Origin of the sequence: Bradyrhizobium sp. ORS 86 (genome assembly GCF_045571475.1) — a bacterium.
GTDB lineage: Bacteria > Pseudomonadota > Alphaproteobacteria > Rhizobiales > Xanthobacteraceae > Bradyrhizobium.
Genome location: NZ_CP120699.1, coordinates 4593763 through 4609525 on the forward strand (window position 1 = coordinate 4593763; position 15763 = coordinate 4609525).

The 15763-nt window shown below is 63.0% G+C and carries 16 protein-coding genes; 4 read left to right on the forward strand and 12 right to left on the reverse strand.

From position 1 onward, the window contains the following. Nucleotides 1-14 precede the first annotated feature (14 nt). Nucleotides 15-437 (reverse strand): MAPEG family protein, encoded by a 423-nt coding sequence (locus tag P6U25_RS21545; protein WP_407146782.1) that lies wholly within the window; start codon nt 435-437, stop codon nt 15-17. Between the two features lie 163 nt (nt 438-600). Here P6U25_RS21545 and P6U25_RS21550 point away from each other — a divergent pair, with 163 nt between their 5' ends. Together P6U25_RS21550 and P6U25_RS21555 are read left to right on the forward strand one after the other, a co-directional pair. After that, nucleotides 601-1005, forward strand: coding sequence for a hypothetical protein (locus P6U25_RS21550; RefSeq protein ID WP_407146783.1), 405 nt, complete (start codon nt 601-603; stop codon nt 1003-1005). A gap of 91 nt (nt 1006-1096) precedes the next feature. Continuing rightward, nucleotides 1097-1936, forward strand: coding sequence for a metallophosphoesterase family protein (locus tag P6U25_RS21555; RefSeq protein ID WP_407146784.1), 840 nt, complete (start codon nt 1097-1099; stop codon nt 1934-1936). Nucleotides 1937-2111: 175 nt separating this feature from the next. Here P6U25_RS21555 and P6U25_RS21560 read toward each other — a convergent pair whose 3' ends face one another. The 7 genes from P6U25_RS21560 to P6U25_RS21590 form a co-directional block, all read right to left on the reverse strand. Next, complete coding sequence (locus P6U25_RS21560; RefSeq protein ID WP_407146785.1) at nt 2112-3134, reverse strand: NADP-dependent oxidoreductase; 1023 nt, start codon at nt 3132-3134, stop codon at nt 2112-2114. Nucleotides 3135-3367: 233 nt separating this feature from the next. Beyond that, entirely contained in the window at nt 3368-4174 is an 807-nt protein-coding gene (locus P6U25_RS21565) for a hypothetical protein (RefSeq protein WP_407146786.1), read from the reverse strand. Between the two features lie 271 nt (nt 4175-4445). Then, nucleotides 4446-4763, reverse strand: coding sequence for a hypothetical protein (locus P6U25_RS21570; protein WP_407146787.1), 318 nt, complete (start codon nt 4761-4763; stop codon nt 4446-4448). Between the two features lie 78 nt (nt 4764-4841). Continuing rightward, the gene (locus P6U25_RS21575) at nt 4842-4973 is read right to left on the reverse strand and encodes a hypothetical protein (RefSeq protein ID WP_407146788.1); all 132 of its coding nucleotides are present in this window, start codon (nt 4971-4973) and stop codon (nt 4842-4844) included. Between the two features lie 53 nt (nt 4974-5026). Further along, on the reverse strand, nt 5027-5557 hold the full coding sequence (locus P6U25_RS21580) for a hypothetical protein (protein ID WP_407146789.1): 531 nt from the start codon (nt 5555-5557) through the stop codon (nt 5027-5029). A gap of 80 nt (nt 5558-5637) precedes the next feature. Beyond that, complete coding sequence (gene guaB / locus P6U25_RS21585; RefSeq protein ID WP_407146790.1) at nt 5638-7128, reverse strand: IMP dehydrogenase; 1491 nt, start codon at nt 7126-7128, stop codon at nt 5638-5640. Between the two features lie 175 nt (nt 7129-7303). Further along, nucleotides 7304-7555, reverse strand: coding sequence for a hypothetical protein (locus tag P6U25_RS21590; RefSeq protein ID WP_407146791.1), 252 nt, complete (start codon nt 7553-7555; stop codon nt 7304-7306). A 143-nt stretch (nt 7556-7698) separates the two neighbouring features. On the opposite strand from P6U25_RS21590, the gene P6U25_RS21595 reads away from it, so the two are divergent. Further along, a complete protein-coding gene (locus tag P6U25_RS21595) occupies nt 7699-9186 on the forward strand; it encodes an MFS transporter (protein ID WP_407146792.1) in 1488 nt (495 codons plus the stop codon). Nucleotides 9187-9569: 383 nt separating this feature from the next. Here the strand turns inward: P6U25_RS21595 and P6U25_RS21600 are convergent, their stop codons facing one another. Then, nucleotides 9570-10259: an RlmE family RNA methyltransferase gene (locus P6U25_RS21600; RefSeq protein WP_407146793.1), complete on the reverse strand. Its 690-nt coding sequence runs from the start codon at nt 10257-10259 to the stop codon at nt 9570-9572. A 192-nt stretch (nt 10260-10451) separates the two neighbouring features. Beyond that, entirely contained in the window at nt 10452-11495 is a 1044-nt protein-coding gene (locus tag P6U25_RS21605; RefSeq protein WP_407146794.1) for a Ppx/GppA phosphatase family protein, read from the reverse strand. A 205-nt stretch (nt 11496-11700) separates the two neighbouring features. Between P6U25_RS21605 and P6U25_RS21610 the strand changes: the two genes are divergently transcribed. After that, a complete protein-coding gene (locus tag P6U25_RS21610) occupies nt 11701-14073 on the forward strand; it encodes a xanthine dehydrogenase family protein molybdopterin-binding subunit (protein ID WP_407146795.1) in 2373 nt (790 codons plus the stop codon). A gap of 244 nt (nt 14074-14317) precedes the next feature. On the opposite strand, the gene P6U25_RS21615 is transcribed toward P6U25_RS21610, so the two are convergent. Continuing rightward, a complete protein-coding gene (locus P6U25_RS21615; RefSeq protein WP_407152572.1) occupies nt 14318-14698 on the reverse strand; it encodes a rhodanese-like domain-containing protein in 381 nt (126 codons plus the stop codon). A 178-nt stretch (nt 14699-14876) separates the two neighbouring features. After that, nucleotides 14877-15674, reverse strand: a complete 798-nt coding sequence (locus tag P6U25_RS21620; RefSeq protein WP_407146796.1) for a hypothetical protein — start codon at nt 15672-15674, stop codon at nt 14877-14879. Nucleotides 15675-15763: the final 89 nt, after the last annotated feature.

Genomic DNA, 15763 nt, shown 5'->3' on the forward strand with positions numbered 1-15763 from the left:
TTCGGTTGGGCGCGTCAGATCGCAAGCAGGATCCGGAGCGCGAAATACAGCCACATCGCCAGCAGCACCAGCACACCGGCGAACCAAGCGAGTGAACGCGGCCGCACGTCGTTGGAGGTGACGAAGATGCCGGCATGGACAAAGCGCGTCACCACGAACACCCAGGACATCAGCACGATGAACAGATCGGCATGCCGCAGCGGCAGCGCCAGTGCGATCAGAACGTAGAACAGGACCGGGAGTTCGAACTGGTTGGCGAAGCAGTTGCCGACCTGGGTGGCGCGGACCGGCCAATTCGGCTGGCGCAGCGCGATATCACCGGTCTTGGTTTCGCCGCTCGAAAGCGCCTGGCCGCGCATCGATGCCATTGCGAACAAAAGCGCGAAGGTCAATCCAATCTGGATGAAGACCGGCAGCAAAACCATTTGAATAGACATGAGAATCTCCGTCAGCCGCGGACGCTGCAGCTCCCTCTTAGCGGCCGCGCTCGCCGCTGACAATGAAGGCGTCGCGGGAGTTGCTTGAACCATCATCCGAGCTATCGTGACCAACCCACAGGAATGCGGTGGTTTCAGCCCTCTGGTCCAGCGGGAGTTCGCGATGAACATCACTTCCCCGATCCTGGCCGGCACAATCCGCTCGGCCAAGTTCCCCGGCGATTCCGCGGCCCCGTTGCTCAACCTGACCTGGCCTGTCACCGGTTGGTTCGATGAGTCCCTGGACGGCGGGCTAGGCGTGGTGATGTCGGGCCTCGCCGGTGTCGCGGCTGCGCTGCTGGTCGCAATCGTGCTCTCGTTCTATTTCCGCACCGGCTATCGTTCGACGCGCGACATCGTCAAGCACGGGCTGGCCACCGCGCTGCTGGTCGGGCTGGTGGCCTTCGCGATCTATGACCTGCGGCACACGGCCCTCACCTATCTTGGGCTCACCGCCGCGACGACCACGACGGTCGTGCCACCTCACGCTGGCCTGATCGCGATCGCCGACAGGCGGATCGTGCCGTAAGCCTCTCGCCAGCGTGCGACCGTCCCGGCCCGACAAATCGTCATCGTTCCGACTTCGCTGCGGCCTATGATCGGACCGAAAGGAACGATGCATGGCCCAGTTTCGTCTGACGCAAATCTCCGACACCCACCTCGCCCGCCGCTTCAAGCTCCTCACGGATAACTTCCACCGCGTGAGCGAGCACATTGACGTGACGCGGCCCGATCTCGTCCTCAACAGCGGTGACGTGTCGTTCGACGGACCGACCAGCCGCGACGACCTGGCCTTCGCCAGGGAGATGCATGACGCGCTGCCGGTCGATTGCCGGTATCTGCCGGGCAATCACGATATCGGCGACAACCCGACCGCGGTCGGCCCGACGCCGACGCAATTGCCCACCGAAGAGAGCCGTGCGGCATTCCGGACCGTGCTCGGCGACGACCGCTGGCGGTTCGAGGCTGCCGGCTGGTGCTTCATCGGCCTGAACTCGCTGATTATGAACACCGGCCTCGACAGCGAGGCCGAACAGTTCGATTGGCTCGCTGCGCAGCTCGACAAGATCGGCGGCAAGCCGGTCGCGCTGTTCCTGCACAAGCCGCTCTATCTCGACACGCCCGACGATCCGGAACGCGAGGCGACCGCGATCCGCTTCGTGCCGCAGCCTGCGCGCAGCCGCCTGGTCGAGATGTTCGGCCAGGTCGATTTGCGGCTGGTCGGCAGCGGCCACGTCCACCAGCGCCGCGACTACACCTTCGGGCGTATCAGACAGATCTGGGCCCCCTCGGTCGGCTTCATCATTTCCGACGAGAAGCAGGAGCGGATCGGCATCAAGGAAACAGGGATCGTCGAATACCGCTTCCAGCCTGATCGCTTTGAAGTGCGACACCTGAGGGCCAAGGGCCAGCTCGATGTCGACCTCGACATGCTGTTCGCCAAGCAACCGGCGAACTGAAGGGCCTCAGCTCTGCGGCGCCACCTCCAGATCCCGTTTTAGCTAGCGACCGGTCGCGGCGCCACCGGATGCGTGGTGCCGGTCAAGCAAATGGGGGCCAAAAAGCCCCCAAAGCCCATCGTTATGCGATCTTGAACCTTCTCCCTGCGGAACGGGAGCTGGCAGCCCGCCGCACTCACGCCTTGTCCGGCCCGACCCGAACGAGTTGCTTGCCGAAATTGGCGCCCTTGAGCAGACCCATAAAGGCCTCCGGCGCGCTGTCGAGTCCCTCGGTCACGAACTCCTTGTACTTGACCTTGCCCTCGCGCACCCACTGCGACATGTCGCGGATGAAGTCGCCGTGCATGGCGTTGAAGTCGCTGACGATGAAGCCGCGGAAGGTCAGCCGCTTGGTCAGGATGTTGCGCATCATCGCGCCGGCCCATTTCGGTGCATGAGCCTCTGTATCGTTGTAGTGCGCGATCAGGCCGCAGACCGGGATACGCGCAAATGCATTGAGCAGTGGAAACACCGCATCGAACACCGCGCCGCCGACATTCTCGAAATAGACGTCGATGCCTTTCGGGCAGGCTTCCTTGAGCTTCGCGGCAAGGTTGGGATCGCGATGGTCGAGGCAGTCGTCGAAGCCGAGCTCGTTCTTGACGTAGGCGCACTTGTCCTTGCCGCCGGCGATGCCGATCGCATGCGCGCCCTTGATCTTCGCGATCTGACCGACAGCCGAGCCGACCGCGCCGGATGCAGCCGCGACCACCACGGTCTCGCCCGCCTGCGGCTTGCCGATCTCGAGCAGCCCCGTATAGGCGGTCATGCCGGGCATGCCGAGCACGCCGACTGCGGTCGAGATCGGCGCGATCTTCGGATCGATCTTGGCGAGCCCCTTGCCGTCGGACAGCGCATGCGTCTGCCAGCCCGCGCGCGACAGCACGATGTCACCCTTGGCAAAGCCCGGATTGTTCGACGCCATCACCTCGCTGACGGTGCCGCCCTCCATCACGCCGCCGACCGGCACTGGCGCGGCATAGGACGGACCGTCGGCCATGCGACCACGCATGTAGGGATCGAGCGACAGCCAGATGGTGCGGAGCAGAACCTGCCCGTCACCGGGCGCAGGCGGCGTGAAGTCTTCGATCCGGAAATTGGCGGCCGTGGGCTCGCCGTGGGGACGCGAGGCGAGAATGACGCGCTTGCCTTGGAACATGGGGATTTCCTCCGCTCGTGGTTTCGTGGCGCACACGTAGGCATGCAATCCGCCTCCCCGCAAGGGAGACGGATGTGCTGTTTCACGTAGCGTGTTGTTTGAAATGTTGTTTGAAATGATGGCCGTCATTCGGACGAGTGAGATCCGAAATTGCGCCGCAATCGCCACATGGTAGTCGCCTGATGCCGTCCATAGAACGAGTTGACTATGCGCACGTCAACTCCAGATGACCGTTACGGTTTCGCTCCAATAAGAATGCGAACCTTTGCATCCGCGGCCTGTCCCGCCGGACCATTGTACGCGCCTGAGGGCGGCTCGTTGGCGGGGAATGGTGCCCAGCTTCCCGCCGCAAGACCAACGGAATTGAAGGCATCAACAATTCGCGCGGCAGCTTTCTTATCGTCGTCTAGCGCATCGGTGGAGTGACGAACTAGAATTCCCTTTACGACCGTGCCGTCAGCAAACGGCGTAAAGACATAAGCTTTAAATCCGGCCCTCCCGAGACCATCTCCAATCTGCCCAGCTAGCGCAGCAACGTCTGACGATCCTGTTTCATAGGACACTATGTCAACCCGCAAACCAGCCATCCCGGCAAGTTGGGATGCCAGAACTATTGGGTTGATAGAGCGGGGCGCCAGTTTCAATTCTAATTTTACGCGCTCAGCTCGCTCTGTTTCCGCCTTAAGATTTGCCTCTGCCGCACGGGCATTCGCTGAAGCGACGCCCTCGTTGGCTTTGGCTATTTCGCTGTTCGCCTTTGCAATGTCGGCCTGCGCTATCCCCAGCGCGGCATTTGCTTTGTCAGACTCCGCGACCGCCTTGCGCGTCTCAGCCTCATTGATAGAAATGCGCTCGTCAGAGAATTTCTCTTTTATGCCAGAGAACTTTATCGTTCCATAGGTTCCAGCCGCGACCAATACGGCTCCGGCGAGCAGAACTATATTTGAGATATCAAACCAAAGATTAGCCCCTTCTGGGGAAACGTCGAACATAAGGAATTTCGCCGATTTCTTGTTCGGTTTGTTCTGGCTCGCAGTCATCTTCGATGCCGAAAAGAGGTCGTAACAGCGCACAAGGACTCTAGGTTGAATTTCTACCGATACTATGTGTTCGCGTTCGACAGCCCAGGGACTGCACTCACCTCAATAAGCGGTTTGGCGCCAGGGTGACGATATTCTTCGTTGCTCGCCCAGATTCGCCATTGCAGGAACGGCGTAAAATCCACCGGGTGTTTATCCGTGAATTTGTTAGCTCTGAGATCGAAGCATGATTCTCTCCCCAATGGTTCTCTGAACTCGGCTGAAGCGACAGTCAGACGGCATGGCTATCCACCAATATTGCACCTGCGGACGCTAAATGGCTTCTGTTCCCAGCCCAGCTTTCATCATTGCCGACCCGATCAACGACCCAATTGAGACCGTATGAGAGGCACTTGAGGCCTTTGCTAACTTGTTTGAATGTTGGATATCGACTTCTCTGGTTGGTTTCTAAAAAGCCAACCAACGTTCCCTGGGCATCGCTATCTAGGATAACCGCAAACAGATTGCCAGCGGGTGTCTTGAGTTTCACAAACTCGCCCACGCTTGCCTGATCAAGCGTCTTCGTTGAAATGGTTTGGATCAAAAGCATTTTGCGTCCCCAAATAAGCGGCTACGCAGCCTTAGCGCGTTTGACACCAAGTCCGCAGCTATCCTTTAGGAGGTTATTTCAAATATGCCAGCCTATGATCGTGATGAGGACCGCCACTGCCACTATGATCCCGCACATAATCGAGACGTGCCATTGGTAATGATGGTCGCGCTCAACACTGCGACGGATTTCGCCGCGATCAACTTTCATGACGCTCTCCGTCGCAACGCCTGCCGCATCAGCGTCCGAGTAGTGCAGATCGGTCACCGCGAACGGCTGTCTTCAGTCAAGTCGAGTAAGCCAAGGACCTTTAATGAGTCTCTCACCTCGACCGCGGTCGAAAGTACCGCGAATTGTCGATTGGGGGACAAGGGTCGCCGCCAGTCGAACACGATAAACTGATCCGAATATCGATCGCGGTGGATTCCTCTAAATCCACCGACATTCCACTCAAATCGCGTCATCCAACTCTCGATTTCCGGAATGCGAGGGTGGGTTGTAACAGAGGCGCCCGACGCCCAGTTCTGCAGGCTGATCCGTGCGTTGCACAAGTTTGGAAAGCGGGCCATCCACACGCCCTCCCTTGCGAAGCGTGTGTCGAACGCGCAGCGTTCCAGCAGAAAGCACCGAACCGGAAATCCGTCGCGCCATTCCTCGTGAAACCACGCCCGCAAGCAGTCGTTCGGCCTGCGGAGGTGCTCAAGGAAACGATCCTGGCAAGCCCCCGAGGTTTCCCCGACGTAACGGACCTTGCCGTCTCTGCCCGAAACCAGCCCATAGATTTCAGCGGCCATAGTCTTGCCCTCGGAAGGCGGAGGAATCTCGAGATTCCGGGTTCGGTCCTTCGGACCGCCCCGGAATGACGGTGGCGAGGCTAACCGCCGCCCGGATAGTTCGGGGCTTCGCGGGTGATCGTCACGTCGTGGACGTGGCTTTCACGCAGGCCCGCACCGGTGATGCGGACGAACTCGGCCTTGTCGTGGAAATCCCCGATATTGCGCGCGCCGACATAGCCCATCGCGGCGCGGAGGCCGCCGGCGAGCTGGTGCATGACATTGCCGACCGGTCCCTTGTAGGGCACCTGGCCCTCGATGCCCTCGGGCACGAGCTTCAGCGTGTCCTTGATGTCCTGCTGGAAGTAGCGGTCCGCCGAGCCGCGCGCCATCGCGCCGACCGAGCCCATGCCGCGATAGGCCTTGTAGGAGCGGCCCTGCCACAGGAAGACTTCACCTGGCGTCTCGTCGGTGCCGGCGAGCAGCGAGCCGACCATCACGATGTCGGCACCGGCGGCCAGCGCCTTGGCGAGGTCGCCGGAATATTTGATGCCGCCATCGGCGATGACAGGGATGTCGGACTTCTTCGCCGCGGCCACCGCATCCATGATCGCGGTGAGTTGCGGCACGCCGACGCCGGCGACAATGCGGGTGGTGCAGATCGAGCCCGGGCCGATGCCGACCTTGATGCAATCGGCGCCGGCATCGATCAGCGCCTGCGCGCCGTCCTCGGTCGCGATGTTGCCGGCGACGACCTGCACCGCGTTGGAGAGCCGCTTGATGCGATTGACGGCGTTCAGCACATGGCGGGAATGGCCGTGCGCGGTATCGACCACGACGACGTCGACGCCGGCATCGATCAGCCGCTCGGTGCGCTCGTAGCCGGTCTCGCCGACCGTGGTGGCGGCAGCGACGCGAAGCCGGCCGTGCTCGTCCTTGCAGGCGAGCGGATGCGCCACCGCCTTCTCGATATCCTTCACTGTGATCAGGCCGACGCAGCGATATTGATCGTCGACCACCAACAGCTTCTCGATGCGGTGCTTGTGCAGCATCCGCTTCGCCTCGTCCTGGCTGACGCTTTCGCGCACCGTCACGAGGTTCTCATGCGTCATCAGCTCCGAGACCTTCTGCCGCGGATCGCTGGCAAAGCGCACATCGCGGTTGGTCAGGATGCCGACCAGCTTGCCCGGCGTGTTCTTGGCCCCGCCGGTGACGACCGGAATGCCGGAAATGCCGTGGTCCTTCATCAGCGTCAGGGCGTCGGACAGCGTCGCGTCCGGGCCGATGGTAAGCGGATTGACTACCATGCCGGATTCGAACTTCTTCACCTGCCGCACCTGCGCGGCCTGGCCTTCGGGATCGAAGTTGCGGTGGATGACGCCGAGGCCGCCCGCCTGCGCCATCGCGATCGCCATGCGCGCCTCGGTCACGGTGTCCATCGCGGAAGCGATAATCGGAATGTTGAGCGGAATCGCGCGGGTGACGCGCGAGCGAATGTCGACTTCCGAGGGAAGAACGTCCGACAGACCGGGCTTCAGAAGCACATCGTCGAACGTGAAGGCTTCACGGATAGTCCGAAGTCCCGTGGCCATTGCCAACTCCTTTCAGCGGCATCAGCCGCAACGATCTTACGGATGAACGCCGCCTGCGGCGACGCTGGCTGCGTCACCGTCGAATCGGTGCCCATCGGTGGGGTTGACGCTGGTCGATAGCATGGCGGCATGACGAATCAAAGTGTTTGCCAGCCATGCACAGGCTTTTTACGGGTTACGGGGCCCGATAGCCGGACGGCGGCCCGTGGCGGCGGATCGCCTCGACCACCTCCCGGTGGCGTCGCTCCTCCCGCTTCATATGGACCGCGATCACGGCATGGGCCGAGGGCACCACCAGCAACACGTGGAAAATCAGCCCGAAAATCGCGCAAAACACGATCAGAACCAGGTTGAACAGCGCCGAGAACGGCTGCCCGTTGAGGAGCAGCCCGATCGGCGGCAACAGGGCGGCGAGGACGTAGATCACGGCGTACACCTCAAACGCTGGCGGATGCATACCAGCGTCACGCTGGATTTAGGTGGTTTGGCCGGTTCCGCAATGGCATGGGGGGCAGCAGGGTGATACAGCCCCCTCGCCCGCCTTTTCAGCTCCCCCAACCGTCCGCTTCAATGAACAAAGAACGCCTGATCCCGCTCATCGTGGCCACCGCTCTGTTCATGGAGAACATGGATTCCACTGTTATCGCGACCTCGCTGCCGGCGATCGCCGCGGATATCGGCACCAGTCCCCTGACGCTGAAACTAGCGATCACCTCCTATCTGCTCTCGCTTGCGGTGTTTATCCCGGCCAGCGGCTGGACCGCAGATCGCTTCGGACCGCGCATCGTGTTCGCCGGCGCGGTCGGCGTCTTCATGCTGGGCTCGATCGGTTGTGCGCTGTCGTCTTCGGTGACCAATTTCGTGTTCGCCCGCATTCTGCAGGGCCTCGGCGGAGCGATGATGACGCCGGTCGGGCGTCTCGTGCTGCTGCGCTCGGTCGACAAGAGCGCTCTGGTCAATGCGATGGCCTGGGTAACCGTTCCCGCCCTGATCGGCCCCGTGATCGGGCCGCCGCTCGGCGGCTTCATCACCACCTATTTCTCCTGGCATTGGATCTTCCTGATCAACATCCCGATCGGGTTGCTCGGCATCTTCATGGCGCTGAAATATATCGACCCGATCAAGAGCGTCGATCCGGAGCGCTTCGACCTTTACGGCCTGGTGCTCGCCGGCATCGGCCTTGCCGGCATCGCCTTCGGCCTGTCGGTCGCCGGGCTCAACCTGCTGCCGTGGACGATCGTCGCGGCGCTGGTCGGCATCGGCGTCGTCTCGATCACGCTCTATGTCCTCCACGCGAGGCGCACCGGTTCGCCGGTGCTGGATTTTTCGCTGCTGCGGTTGTCGACGATGCGCGCAGCCATCATCGGCGGCTTCATGTTCCGCGTCGGCATCGGCGCGCTGCCGTTCCTGCTGCCGCTGTTGATGCAGGTCGGCTTCGGCCTGACGCCGTTCCAGTCGGGCCTTGTCACCTTCGCGTCCGCAGTAGGCGCCATGGGCATGAAAACGCTCGCCGCGAGCATCATCCGTGCCTTCGGCTTCCGCAATATGATGACTGTCAACGCGGTCGTCAGTTCGGCCTTCCTTGCCGCTTGCGCCCTGTTCACGATCTCGACGCCGCTGCTGCTGATCTTCATCATCCTGGTGGTCGGCGGCTTCTTCCGTTCGCTGCAATTCACGGCGATCAACACCGTGGCCTATGCCGAGGTCGAGGCCCCCCAGATGAGCCGCGCCACCACCCTCGTCAGCGTCAATCAGCAGCTCGCAGTGTCCGCGGGCGTCGCCATCGGCGCCTTCTCGGTCGAAACGGTGCTTGCGCTGCATCGCCAGACCGAGCTCACCGCCGATGCGTTCGCGCCAGCCTTCGTGGTGGTTTCGTTGATCTCGGCAGCGTCAGCGTGGTTCTTCTGGCAGATGCCGACCGATGCCGGCCACGAGATCTCCGGTCGCAAGGCGATCGAGATTTCCAGCCGCAAGGGCGCCGAACGTGGCGCGGCGGCCGCCGCCGTCAAACACGCAACCGAAGATACCCAGAACGCGCGGGATCAGCGGCTGGGCTAGTCAACCGAAGCGGTTAGCGCGAGGCACGGACATTCAGTGCAGACGTGTCGTCCAGTTGCGTCCAGGCCTTGGGGGCGGCCGGTCATGCCGGTCGTCTGTCTGATCCGGACATTCAACAAGTTCATATTGGGGAACGTGGGTGCTCTCCAGCCACGATTCCAGCGCTGCTCCGCAGACCATGCAGATCGCGTCACCCGTATGCGGCACCAAGAACTTTTCTTCAGTGCGTCTGTACTCAGCGCCGCAATTGCATTGAACAATTGTCGACATTACCGAATTATGCGCCTGACGTCGCCGATTTTCCAGTGCTCAAACAATCGGCCACGGGACGTCGCCCGCGATCCGCCGCCAATTAGCCGGCAGAACGGCAGGCGGAGCCGCAGCTAACCCCGATCGGATTGCCCGCGAAAACCCGTCGCCAGCACGTAGCGCTCGGAGGAATCCTGCCGGCTTGCCGCCGGCTTGACGTGGCGAACGGTGGCGAAGTCGCGCTTGAGCTGTGCCAGCAATTCCGCATCCGCCCCGCTCTGAAACACCTTCGCCAGGAAGGCCCCGCCCGGATTGAGCACTTCGCAGGCGAAATGCGCCGCGGTTTCGACCAGGCCGATGATGCGGAGCTGGTCGGTCTTGCGATGACCGGTGGTGTTGGCGGCCATGTCGGACATCACGACGTCGGCGCGGCCGCCCATCATCACGATCAGCTTTTCCGGGGCGTCGTGATCGAGGAAGTCGAGCTGCGCGAAGGTGACGCCGGGGATTTCGCCCATCTCCAGCAGATCGATCGCGACCACCTTGCCCTTGCCATCGGCAGAGCCAGTACGCTTGGCCGCGATCTGGCTCCAGCCGCCAGGCGCGGCACCGAGATCGACCACCGTCATGCCCGGCTTGAGCAGGCGATACTTGTCGTCGATCTCGAGCAGCTTGAAGGCCGCGCGCGAGCGGTAGCCCATCGCCTTGGCTTTGGCGACATAGGGATCGTTGAGCTGGCGCTCCAGCCAGAGTTTCGACGACAGCTTGCGCTTGCCGCCGCTCTTGACCGTGACGTGCAGCCGCCCGGTGGTATCTTTCGCCATTGTGCTTCTTGCGTCTCGGTGTGTGGTTCTCCCTCGCCCCGCTCTTGCGGGGAGAGGGTTGGGGTGAGGGGCTGCTTCCGCTCACGAGATGCGTGGAAACGGCCCCTCACCCGGATTGCACCGGACGATGCTTCGCATCGCCGAGAGCAATCCGACCTCTCCCCGCAAGAGCGGGGCGAGGTGATTCAGCGTCTAGCATGCCCGCAGGGCGCCGTCCTCGCGCATCATCTCCACCAGCATGCCCTCGCGAAGGCCGCGGTCGGCGACCCGCAGCCGCGGCATCGGGAACGCGTTGCGGATCGCGTCGAGGATGGCGCAGCCGGCGAGCACCAGGTCGGCGCGCTCGATGCTGATGCAGTTGTTGCTGACACGGTCCTCGTAGCTCATGCCGAGCAGCTTCTGGATCGTCGCTGACACGTCGGCATCGTTCATCCAGATGCCGTCGATGCGGCGGCGGTCATAACGCGGCAGATTGAGGAACACGCCGGCGAGCGTGGTCACGGTGCCGGAGGTGCCGAGCATGTGCATGTCGCGCAGGTCCCTGCCGTGCTCGGCCGCGAACGGCGCGACGTGCTGCGCGACCTCGTCCACCATGCGCGCATACAGCTCCTTCGTGACGTTCCTGCCGCCGAAATGTTCGGCCAGCGTGACGACGCCGAGCGGGATCGACATCCACGCCTTGATGCGCGGCGGCGCGTCAGGCGCATGCGGATCGCGCTCGATCCGCACCAGTTCGGTCGAGCCGCCGCCGATGTCGAACAGGATGGCGCCCCGCCCTTTTGGATCGAGCAGCGGGGAACAGCCGATCACCGCCAGCGTCGCCTCGGTCTCGCGGTCGATCACCTCGAGCTTGATGCCTGTCTCGGCGGCGACGCGGGCGCGAAAGCTCTCGGCATTGCCAGCGGCACGACAGGCTTCGGTCGCGATCAGCCGCAACCGCCGGGCCTTGCGATGGCGGATCTTGTCGCTGCAAATGCTCAGCGCCGCGATGGCGCGCTCGATCGCGGCCTCGCTGATGGAACCGGTCGCGGCGATCCCCTCGCCGAGCCGGATGATCCGCGAAAAGGAATCGACCACGCGGAACCCGTCGCCCGACGGACAGGCGATCAAGAGCCGGCAATTGTTGGTGCCAAGGTCGAGCGCGGCGTAGACGCCGGTGTCCGCGCCTACCACGGCTAAGCCTGACAGGACTTCGCGGGCCGGAGGACCGTCGCAAAGCCGCACATCGCTAGTCATCAAAACTGTCTTTCCGTCGGACCCGCGGTCAGCGGTCCACCGAAGAATTGTCCATTCACGGAAACTTTAGCAGCGCCAAGGACCTGTGCAATATCCGTTCACATTGGGACCATGCCCAATCGGGCGTTGTCGTTAAGGAGGGTGTGCGTTATCTGGTCGGCGCCCGCCAAAACGGCGCAAATCCGGGCATTTCAGGTCATTTCCGATGCAAGATCACACGCCTTCCGCCTCTATCGAGAACGCTATCGCACTGCAAAAATATGGTGTCGGCCAGCCTGTGCGCCGCAAGGAGGACGACACCCTGGTACGCGGTAAGGGCCGATACACCGACGATTTCTCGCTCGCCAACCAGGCCTATTGCTGGATGGTTCGTTCGTCCCATGCCCACGGCATCATCAAGAGCATCGACACTGCGGCCGCCAAGGCGATGCCCGGCGTGCTCGGGGTCTGGACGGGCGCCGATCTTGCGGCTGCCGGCTACAATCCCTTCACCTGCGGGCTACCACTGAAAAACCGCGACGGCTCGCCGCTGCTGCAGACCAACCGCCCGGCGCTGCCGACCGACAAGGTGCGCTTCGTCGGCGACCCCGTGGCTTTCGTGGTCGCGGAAACCGCGGCGCAGGCGCGCGATGCGGCCGAAGCCGTCGTAACGGAGATTGAGCCGCTGCCGGCCGTCACCGACGCGGCCGAGGCCGTCAAGCCCAGCGCACCGCAGCTCTATGACCACATCCCGAACAACGTCGCGCTCGATTACCACTATGGCGACAGCGCCAAGATCGAGGCGGCGTTCGCCGGCGCCGCGCACGTCACCAAGCTCGACATCGTCAACACCCGCGTCGCCGTGGTGTCGATGGAGCCACGGGTGGCGCTGGCCGATTATGACAAGAAGACCGAGCGCTTCACGCTGCAGGTGCCGACCCAGGGCGTCTCCGGCAACAAGGCGATCCTCGCGCGCCTGCTCAACGTGCCGCCGGAGAAGGTCCGCATCCTCACCGCCAATGTCGGCGGCTCCTTCGGCATGAAGAACCTCAACTATCCCGAATACACCTGCATCGCGCATGCCGCGCGGGAGCTCGGCCGCCCGGTGAAATGGCTGGACGAGCGCTCGACGAGCTTCCTCTCCGACAGCCAGGGCCGCGCGCAAAAGATCCATGCAGAGCTTGCGCTCGATGCGGACGGAAAGTTCCTCGCGGTACGGCTCTCGGGCTACGGCAATCTCGGCGCCTACATCACCGGCGTCGCGCCGGGCCCGCTGTCGCTCAATACCGGCAAGAACCTCGCCAGCGTCTACCGCACGCCGCTGCTTGGCGTCGACATCAAGACGGTCGTGACCAACACCACGCTGATGGGCGCCTATCGCGGCGCCGGACGGCCAGAGGCCAACTACTACATGGAGCGGCTGATCGATGCCGCCGCCGACGAGATGGGCATCAGCCGTCTCACCTTGCGCAAGCGCAACTTCATCAAGCCGTCACAACTGCCCTTCCCGGCGGCGAGCGGCGTCACCTACGACAGCGGCGATTTCGCCGGCGTGTTCCAGAAGGCGCTGGAGATCTCCGACTACGAGAACTTCGCCAAGCGCAAGAAGGAGAGCAAGAAAGCCGGCAAACTGCGCGGCATCGCCGTCGGCTCCTATCTCGAGGTTACCGCGCCGCCGAGTGGCGAGCTCGGCAAGATCACCTTCGAGCCGGACGGATCGGTGAAGCTCACCACCGGCACGCTCGATTACGGCCAGGGCCATGCCACACCGTTCGCGCAGGTGCTGTCCGACCAGCTCGGCATCCCCTTCGAGAAGATCACGCTCGATCAGAATGATAGCGACCGCGTCCGCTTCGGCAACGGCACCGGCGGCTCGCGCTCGATCACCGCGACCGGACAGGCGATCGTCGAGGCCTCCGCACTGGTCGTCGAGAAGGGCAAGAAGGCCGCCGCCCATGTCCTCGAAGCGTCCGAGGCCGACATCGAGTTCGGGCATGGCCGCTTCACCATCGCCGGCACCGACCGTTCGATCGGGATCATGGAGCTTGCCGAGCGCATGCGCGACAGCAAGATGCCGGAGGGCACCCCCGAGACGCTTGACGTGGATCACGCCACCAAGGAGACGGCATCGACCTTCCCGAACGGCTGCCACGTCGCCGAGGTCGAAATCGATCCGGACACCGGCGTGACGCAGATCGTCCGCTACTTCGCGGTCAACGATTTCGGCACCGTGGTCAATCCGATGATCGTCGCCGGTCAGTTGCACGGGGGCGTCGCGCAGGGCATCGGCCAGGCGATGATGGAGGAAGTGAACTACGATGGTTCGGGCCAGCCGATCACCGGCTCGTTCATGGACTACGCCTTGCCGCGCGCCGGCGACGTCCCGCCGATGCAGATCGACAATCACCCCTCGCCTGCGAAGTCGAACCCACTCGGCACCAAGGGCTGCGGCGAAGCCGGCTGCGCCGGCAGCCTCGTCTGCGTCGTCAACGCCGTGGTGGACGCGCTGTCGGACTACGGCATCAAGCACATCAACATGCCGCTGACGCCGGAACGGGTCTGGCGTGCGATCCAGGACGCCAAGGCCAAGGCGGCGTAAGGAAAGCCGCCCGCCCCCACAAGCAAGATGTCGTCACCCGCGCATGCGGGTGACCCAGTACTCCAGAGACGTTAGCGACGGGGCCGAGGCGCCGCAGCGTACTGGATCCCCCGCATGCGCGGGGGACGACGGCTGTGGATGCGGATGGATTGCCGGGTCAAGCCGGTCAAGGCTGGCAATGACAGTTTGGAAGTTGCCGCTGCCACAACCGTTGTTGTCGTCACCCGCGCATGCGGGTGATCCATCATGCCTTCTCGACCGCGCCGCCGCTGTCCACCCACCCCTTGAAGCCGCCGAGGTTGCGTACGTCCTTGTAGCCCATGTCTTGCAGGGTCTTACCCGCAAGCGCGGAGCGCCCGCCGGAGGCGCAGTAGACGATCACGGTTTTCTCGCGGTCGAACGCATTGTCATAATAGGGACTGGCAGGATCGGCCTTGAATTCAATCATTCCGCGCGCGACGTGTTTGGCTCCCTGAACCTTGCCTGAGGCCTGCAGCTCAAGTCCGTCGCGCACGTCCACCACCAGAGCCTTGCCGCTCTCGATCAGGACTTTTGCGTCCTGCGGGCTGATCCCAGGCACCGAACTGTTCGCGGCAGCGAGCATGTCCTTGACTGAACTCGACATCGCATTCTCCTTTGTTTTGCCGTCAGGGAGAGGATCGTAACGGACTTTATGGCGAAGCGCGGTCGTCGCGCCGGGGAAAGACATTTTGCCGCGAGTTGGCCGCAGGCGAGCGGCTTTCTTTGAACTGAAAGCAAAGCCGCGAGACTAAGCGGGCTGGCTCATGCGCCTACACCACGCCCTACGCCGCCGCCTGCTCGCGTGGCTGGGTGATCGCGATGTGCCAGCAATGCGCCAGCGGCGTTGTGCCGTTGGCGAGCACCAGGGCGTCGAGCTCGACGAAGCGGTGCCCTTTCTTGTCGTAATTGCCGACGACCTTGGCCCGCGCCGTCAGCTCGTCGCCGATCTTGCCCGCCGACAGAAGCTGCATGCGGGTGCCGACATGGATCCAGGGGCCGAGGATCGCGTTGTCGACCAGCACCTTGTTCATCACCCGCGGCAGCAGGCCGGGATGGCCGAGACCTTCGCGCAGGTAGATCGGATCGGTCTCCCTGATATCAGTGAGATATTCCTTCGCGGCATCGCCGGACCAATCGCGCGGGATGGTGCCGAGCCATTTGCCAAGCTCATAGGACGACGCGCTGACCGGCTTGCGCTCGGCCACCGCCGCAACCTCCTTGTAGTCGTCGATCGCGACCTTCGGCGCCGAGGCCGGTAGCGACGCAGTGCCGGTGGCGCAGAGCTCACCGCGGCTGTGCAGCTCGATCGACAACCCATTGCCGGTCTCCTGGCCGGTCAATTCCGCGATCTCGCCGTCATAGACCGGCTTCACGAAGCGCGCTTCGATCAGGCCACGCTCGAGGAAATCGCGGCCCCATTTCTCGACCGGCAGATGCATCATGTAGGCCATGACGTCGACGCCGGGCACCAGGCCGCCGGAGAAGCCGAACTTCCGCGCCACCGTATCGTCGTGGATCTTGTTCTCGGACAGTTTCGAGGTGTTGTAGGCCGAGACACGGTAGGTTTGCGGAGCCGCCATGGGGTTTCCCCTTATTTCGGTTGCTTTTCTGGCGATGATCGTAGTTGAACCGAACAGTGTGGCAAGCCTCTCGTTTTGCTCGCAATTTT

What these genes read in the sequence shown, in the direction of transcription:
- P6U25_RS21545 (WP_407146782.1), bottom strand. Translation starts at nt 437, where the DNA reads ATGTCTATTCAAATGGTTTTGCTGCCGGTCTTCATCCAGATTGGATTG.
- P6U25_RS21550 (WP_407146783.1), top strand. Translation starts at nt 601, where the DNA reads ATGAACATCACTTCCCCGATCCTGGCCGGCACAATCCGCTCGGCCAAG.
- P6U25_RS21555 (WP_407146784.1), top strand. Translation starts at nt 1,097, where the DNA reads ATGGCCCAGTTTCGTCTGACGCAAATCTCCGACACCCACCTCGCCCGC.
- P6U25_RS21560 (WP_407146785.1), bottom strand. Translation starts at nt 3,134, where the DNA reads ATGTTCCAAGGCAAGCGCGTCATTCTCGCCTCGCGTCCCCACGGCGAG.
- P6U25_RS21565 (WP_407146786.1), bottom strand. Translation starts at nt 4,174, where the DNA reads ATGACTGCGAGCCAGAACAAACCGAACAAGAAATCGGCGAAATTCCTT.
- P6U25_RS21570 (WP_407146787.1), bottom strand. Translation starts at nt 4,763, where the DNA reads ATGCTTTTGATCCAAACCATTTCAACGAAGACGCTTGATCAGGCAAGC.
- P6U25_RS21575 (WP_407146788.1), bottom strand. Translation starts at nt 4,973, where the DNA reads ATGAAAGTTGATCGCGGCGAAATCCGTCGCAGTGTTGAGCGCGACCAT.
- P6U25_RS21580 (WP_407146789.1), bottom strand. Translation starts at nt 5,557, where the DNA reads ATGGCCGCTGAAATCTATGGGCTGGTTTCGGGCAGAGACGGCAAGGTC.
- guaB (WP_407146790.1), bottom strand. Translation starts at nt 7,128, where the DNA reads ATGGCCACGGGACTTCGGACTATCCGTGAAGCCTTCACGTTCGACGAT.
- P6U25_RS21595 (WP_407146792.1), top strand. Translation starts at nt 7,699, where the DNA reads ATGAACAAAGAACGCCTGATCCCGCTCATCGTGGCCACCGCTCTGTTC.
- P6U25_RS21600 (WP_407146793.1), bottom strand. Translation starts at nt 10,259, where the DNA reads ATGGCGAAAGATACCACCGGGCGGCTGCACGTCACGGTCAAGAGCGGC.
- P6U25_RS21605 (WP_407146794.1), bottom strand. Translation starts at nt 11,495, where the DNA reads ATGACTAGCGATGTGCGGCTTTGCGACGGTCCTCCGGCCCGCGAAGTC.
- P6U25_RS21610 (WP_407146795.1), top strand. Translation starts at nt 11,701, where the DNA reads ATGCAAGATCACACGCCTTCCGCCTCTATCGAGAACGCTATCGCACTG.
- P6U25_RS21615 (WP_407152572.1), bottom strand. Translation starts at nt 14,698, where the DNA reads ATGTCGAGTTCAGTCAAGGACATGCTCGCTGCCGCGAACAGTTCGGTG.
- P6U25_RS21620 (WP_407146796.1), bottom strand. Translation starts at nt 15,674, where the DNA reads ATGGCGGCTCCGCAAACCTACCGTGTCTCGGCCTACAACACCTCGAAA.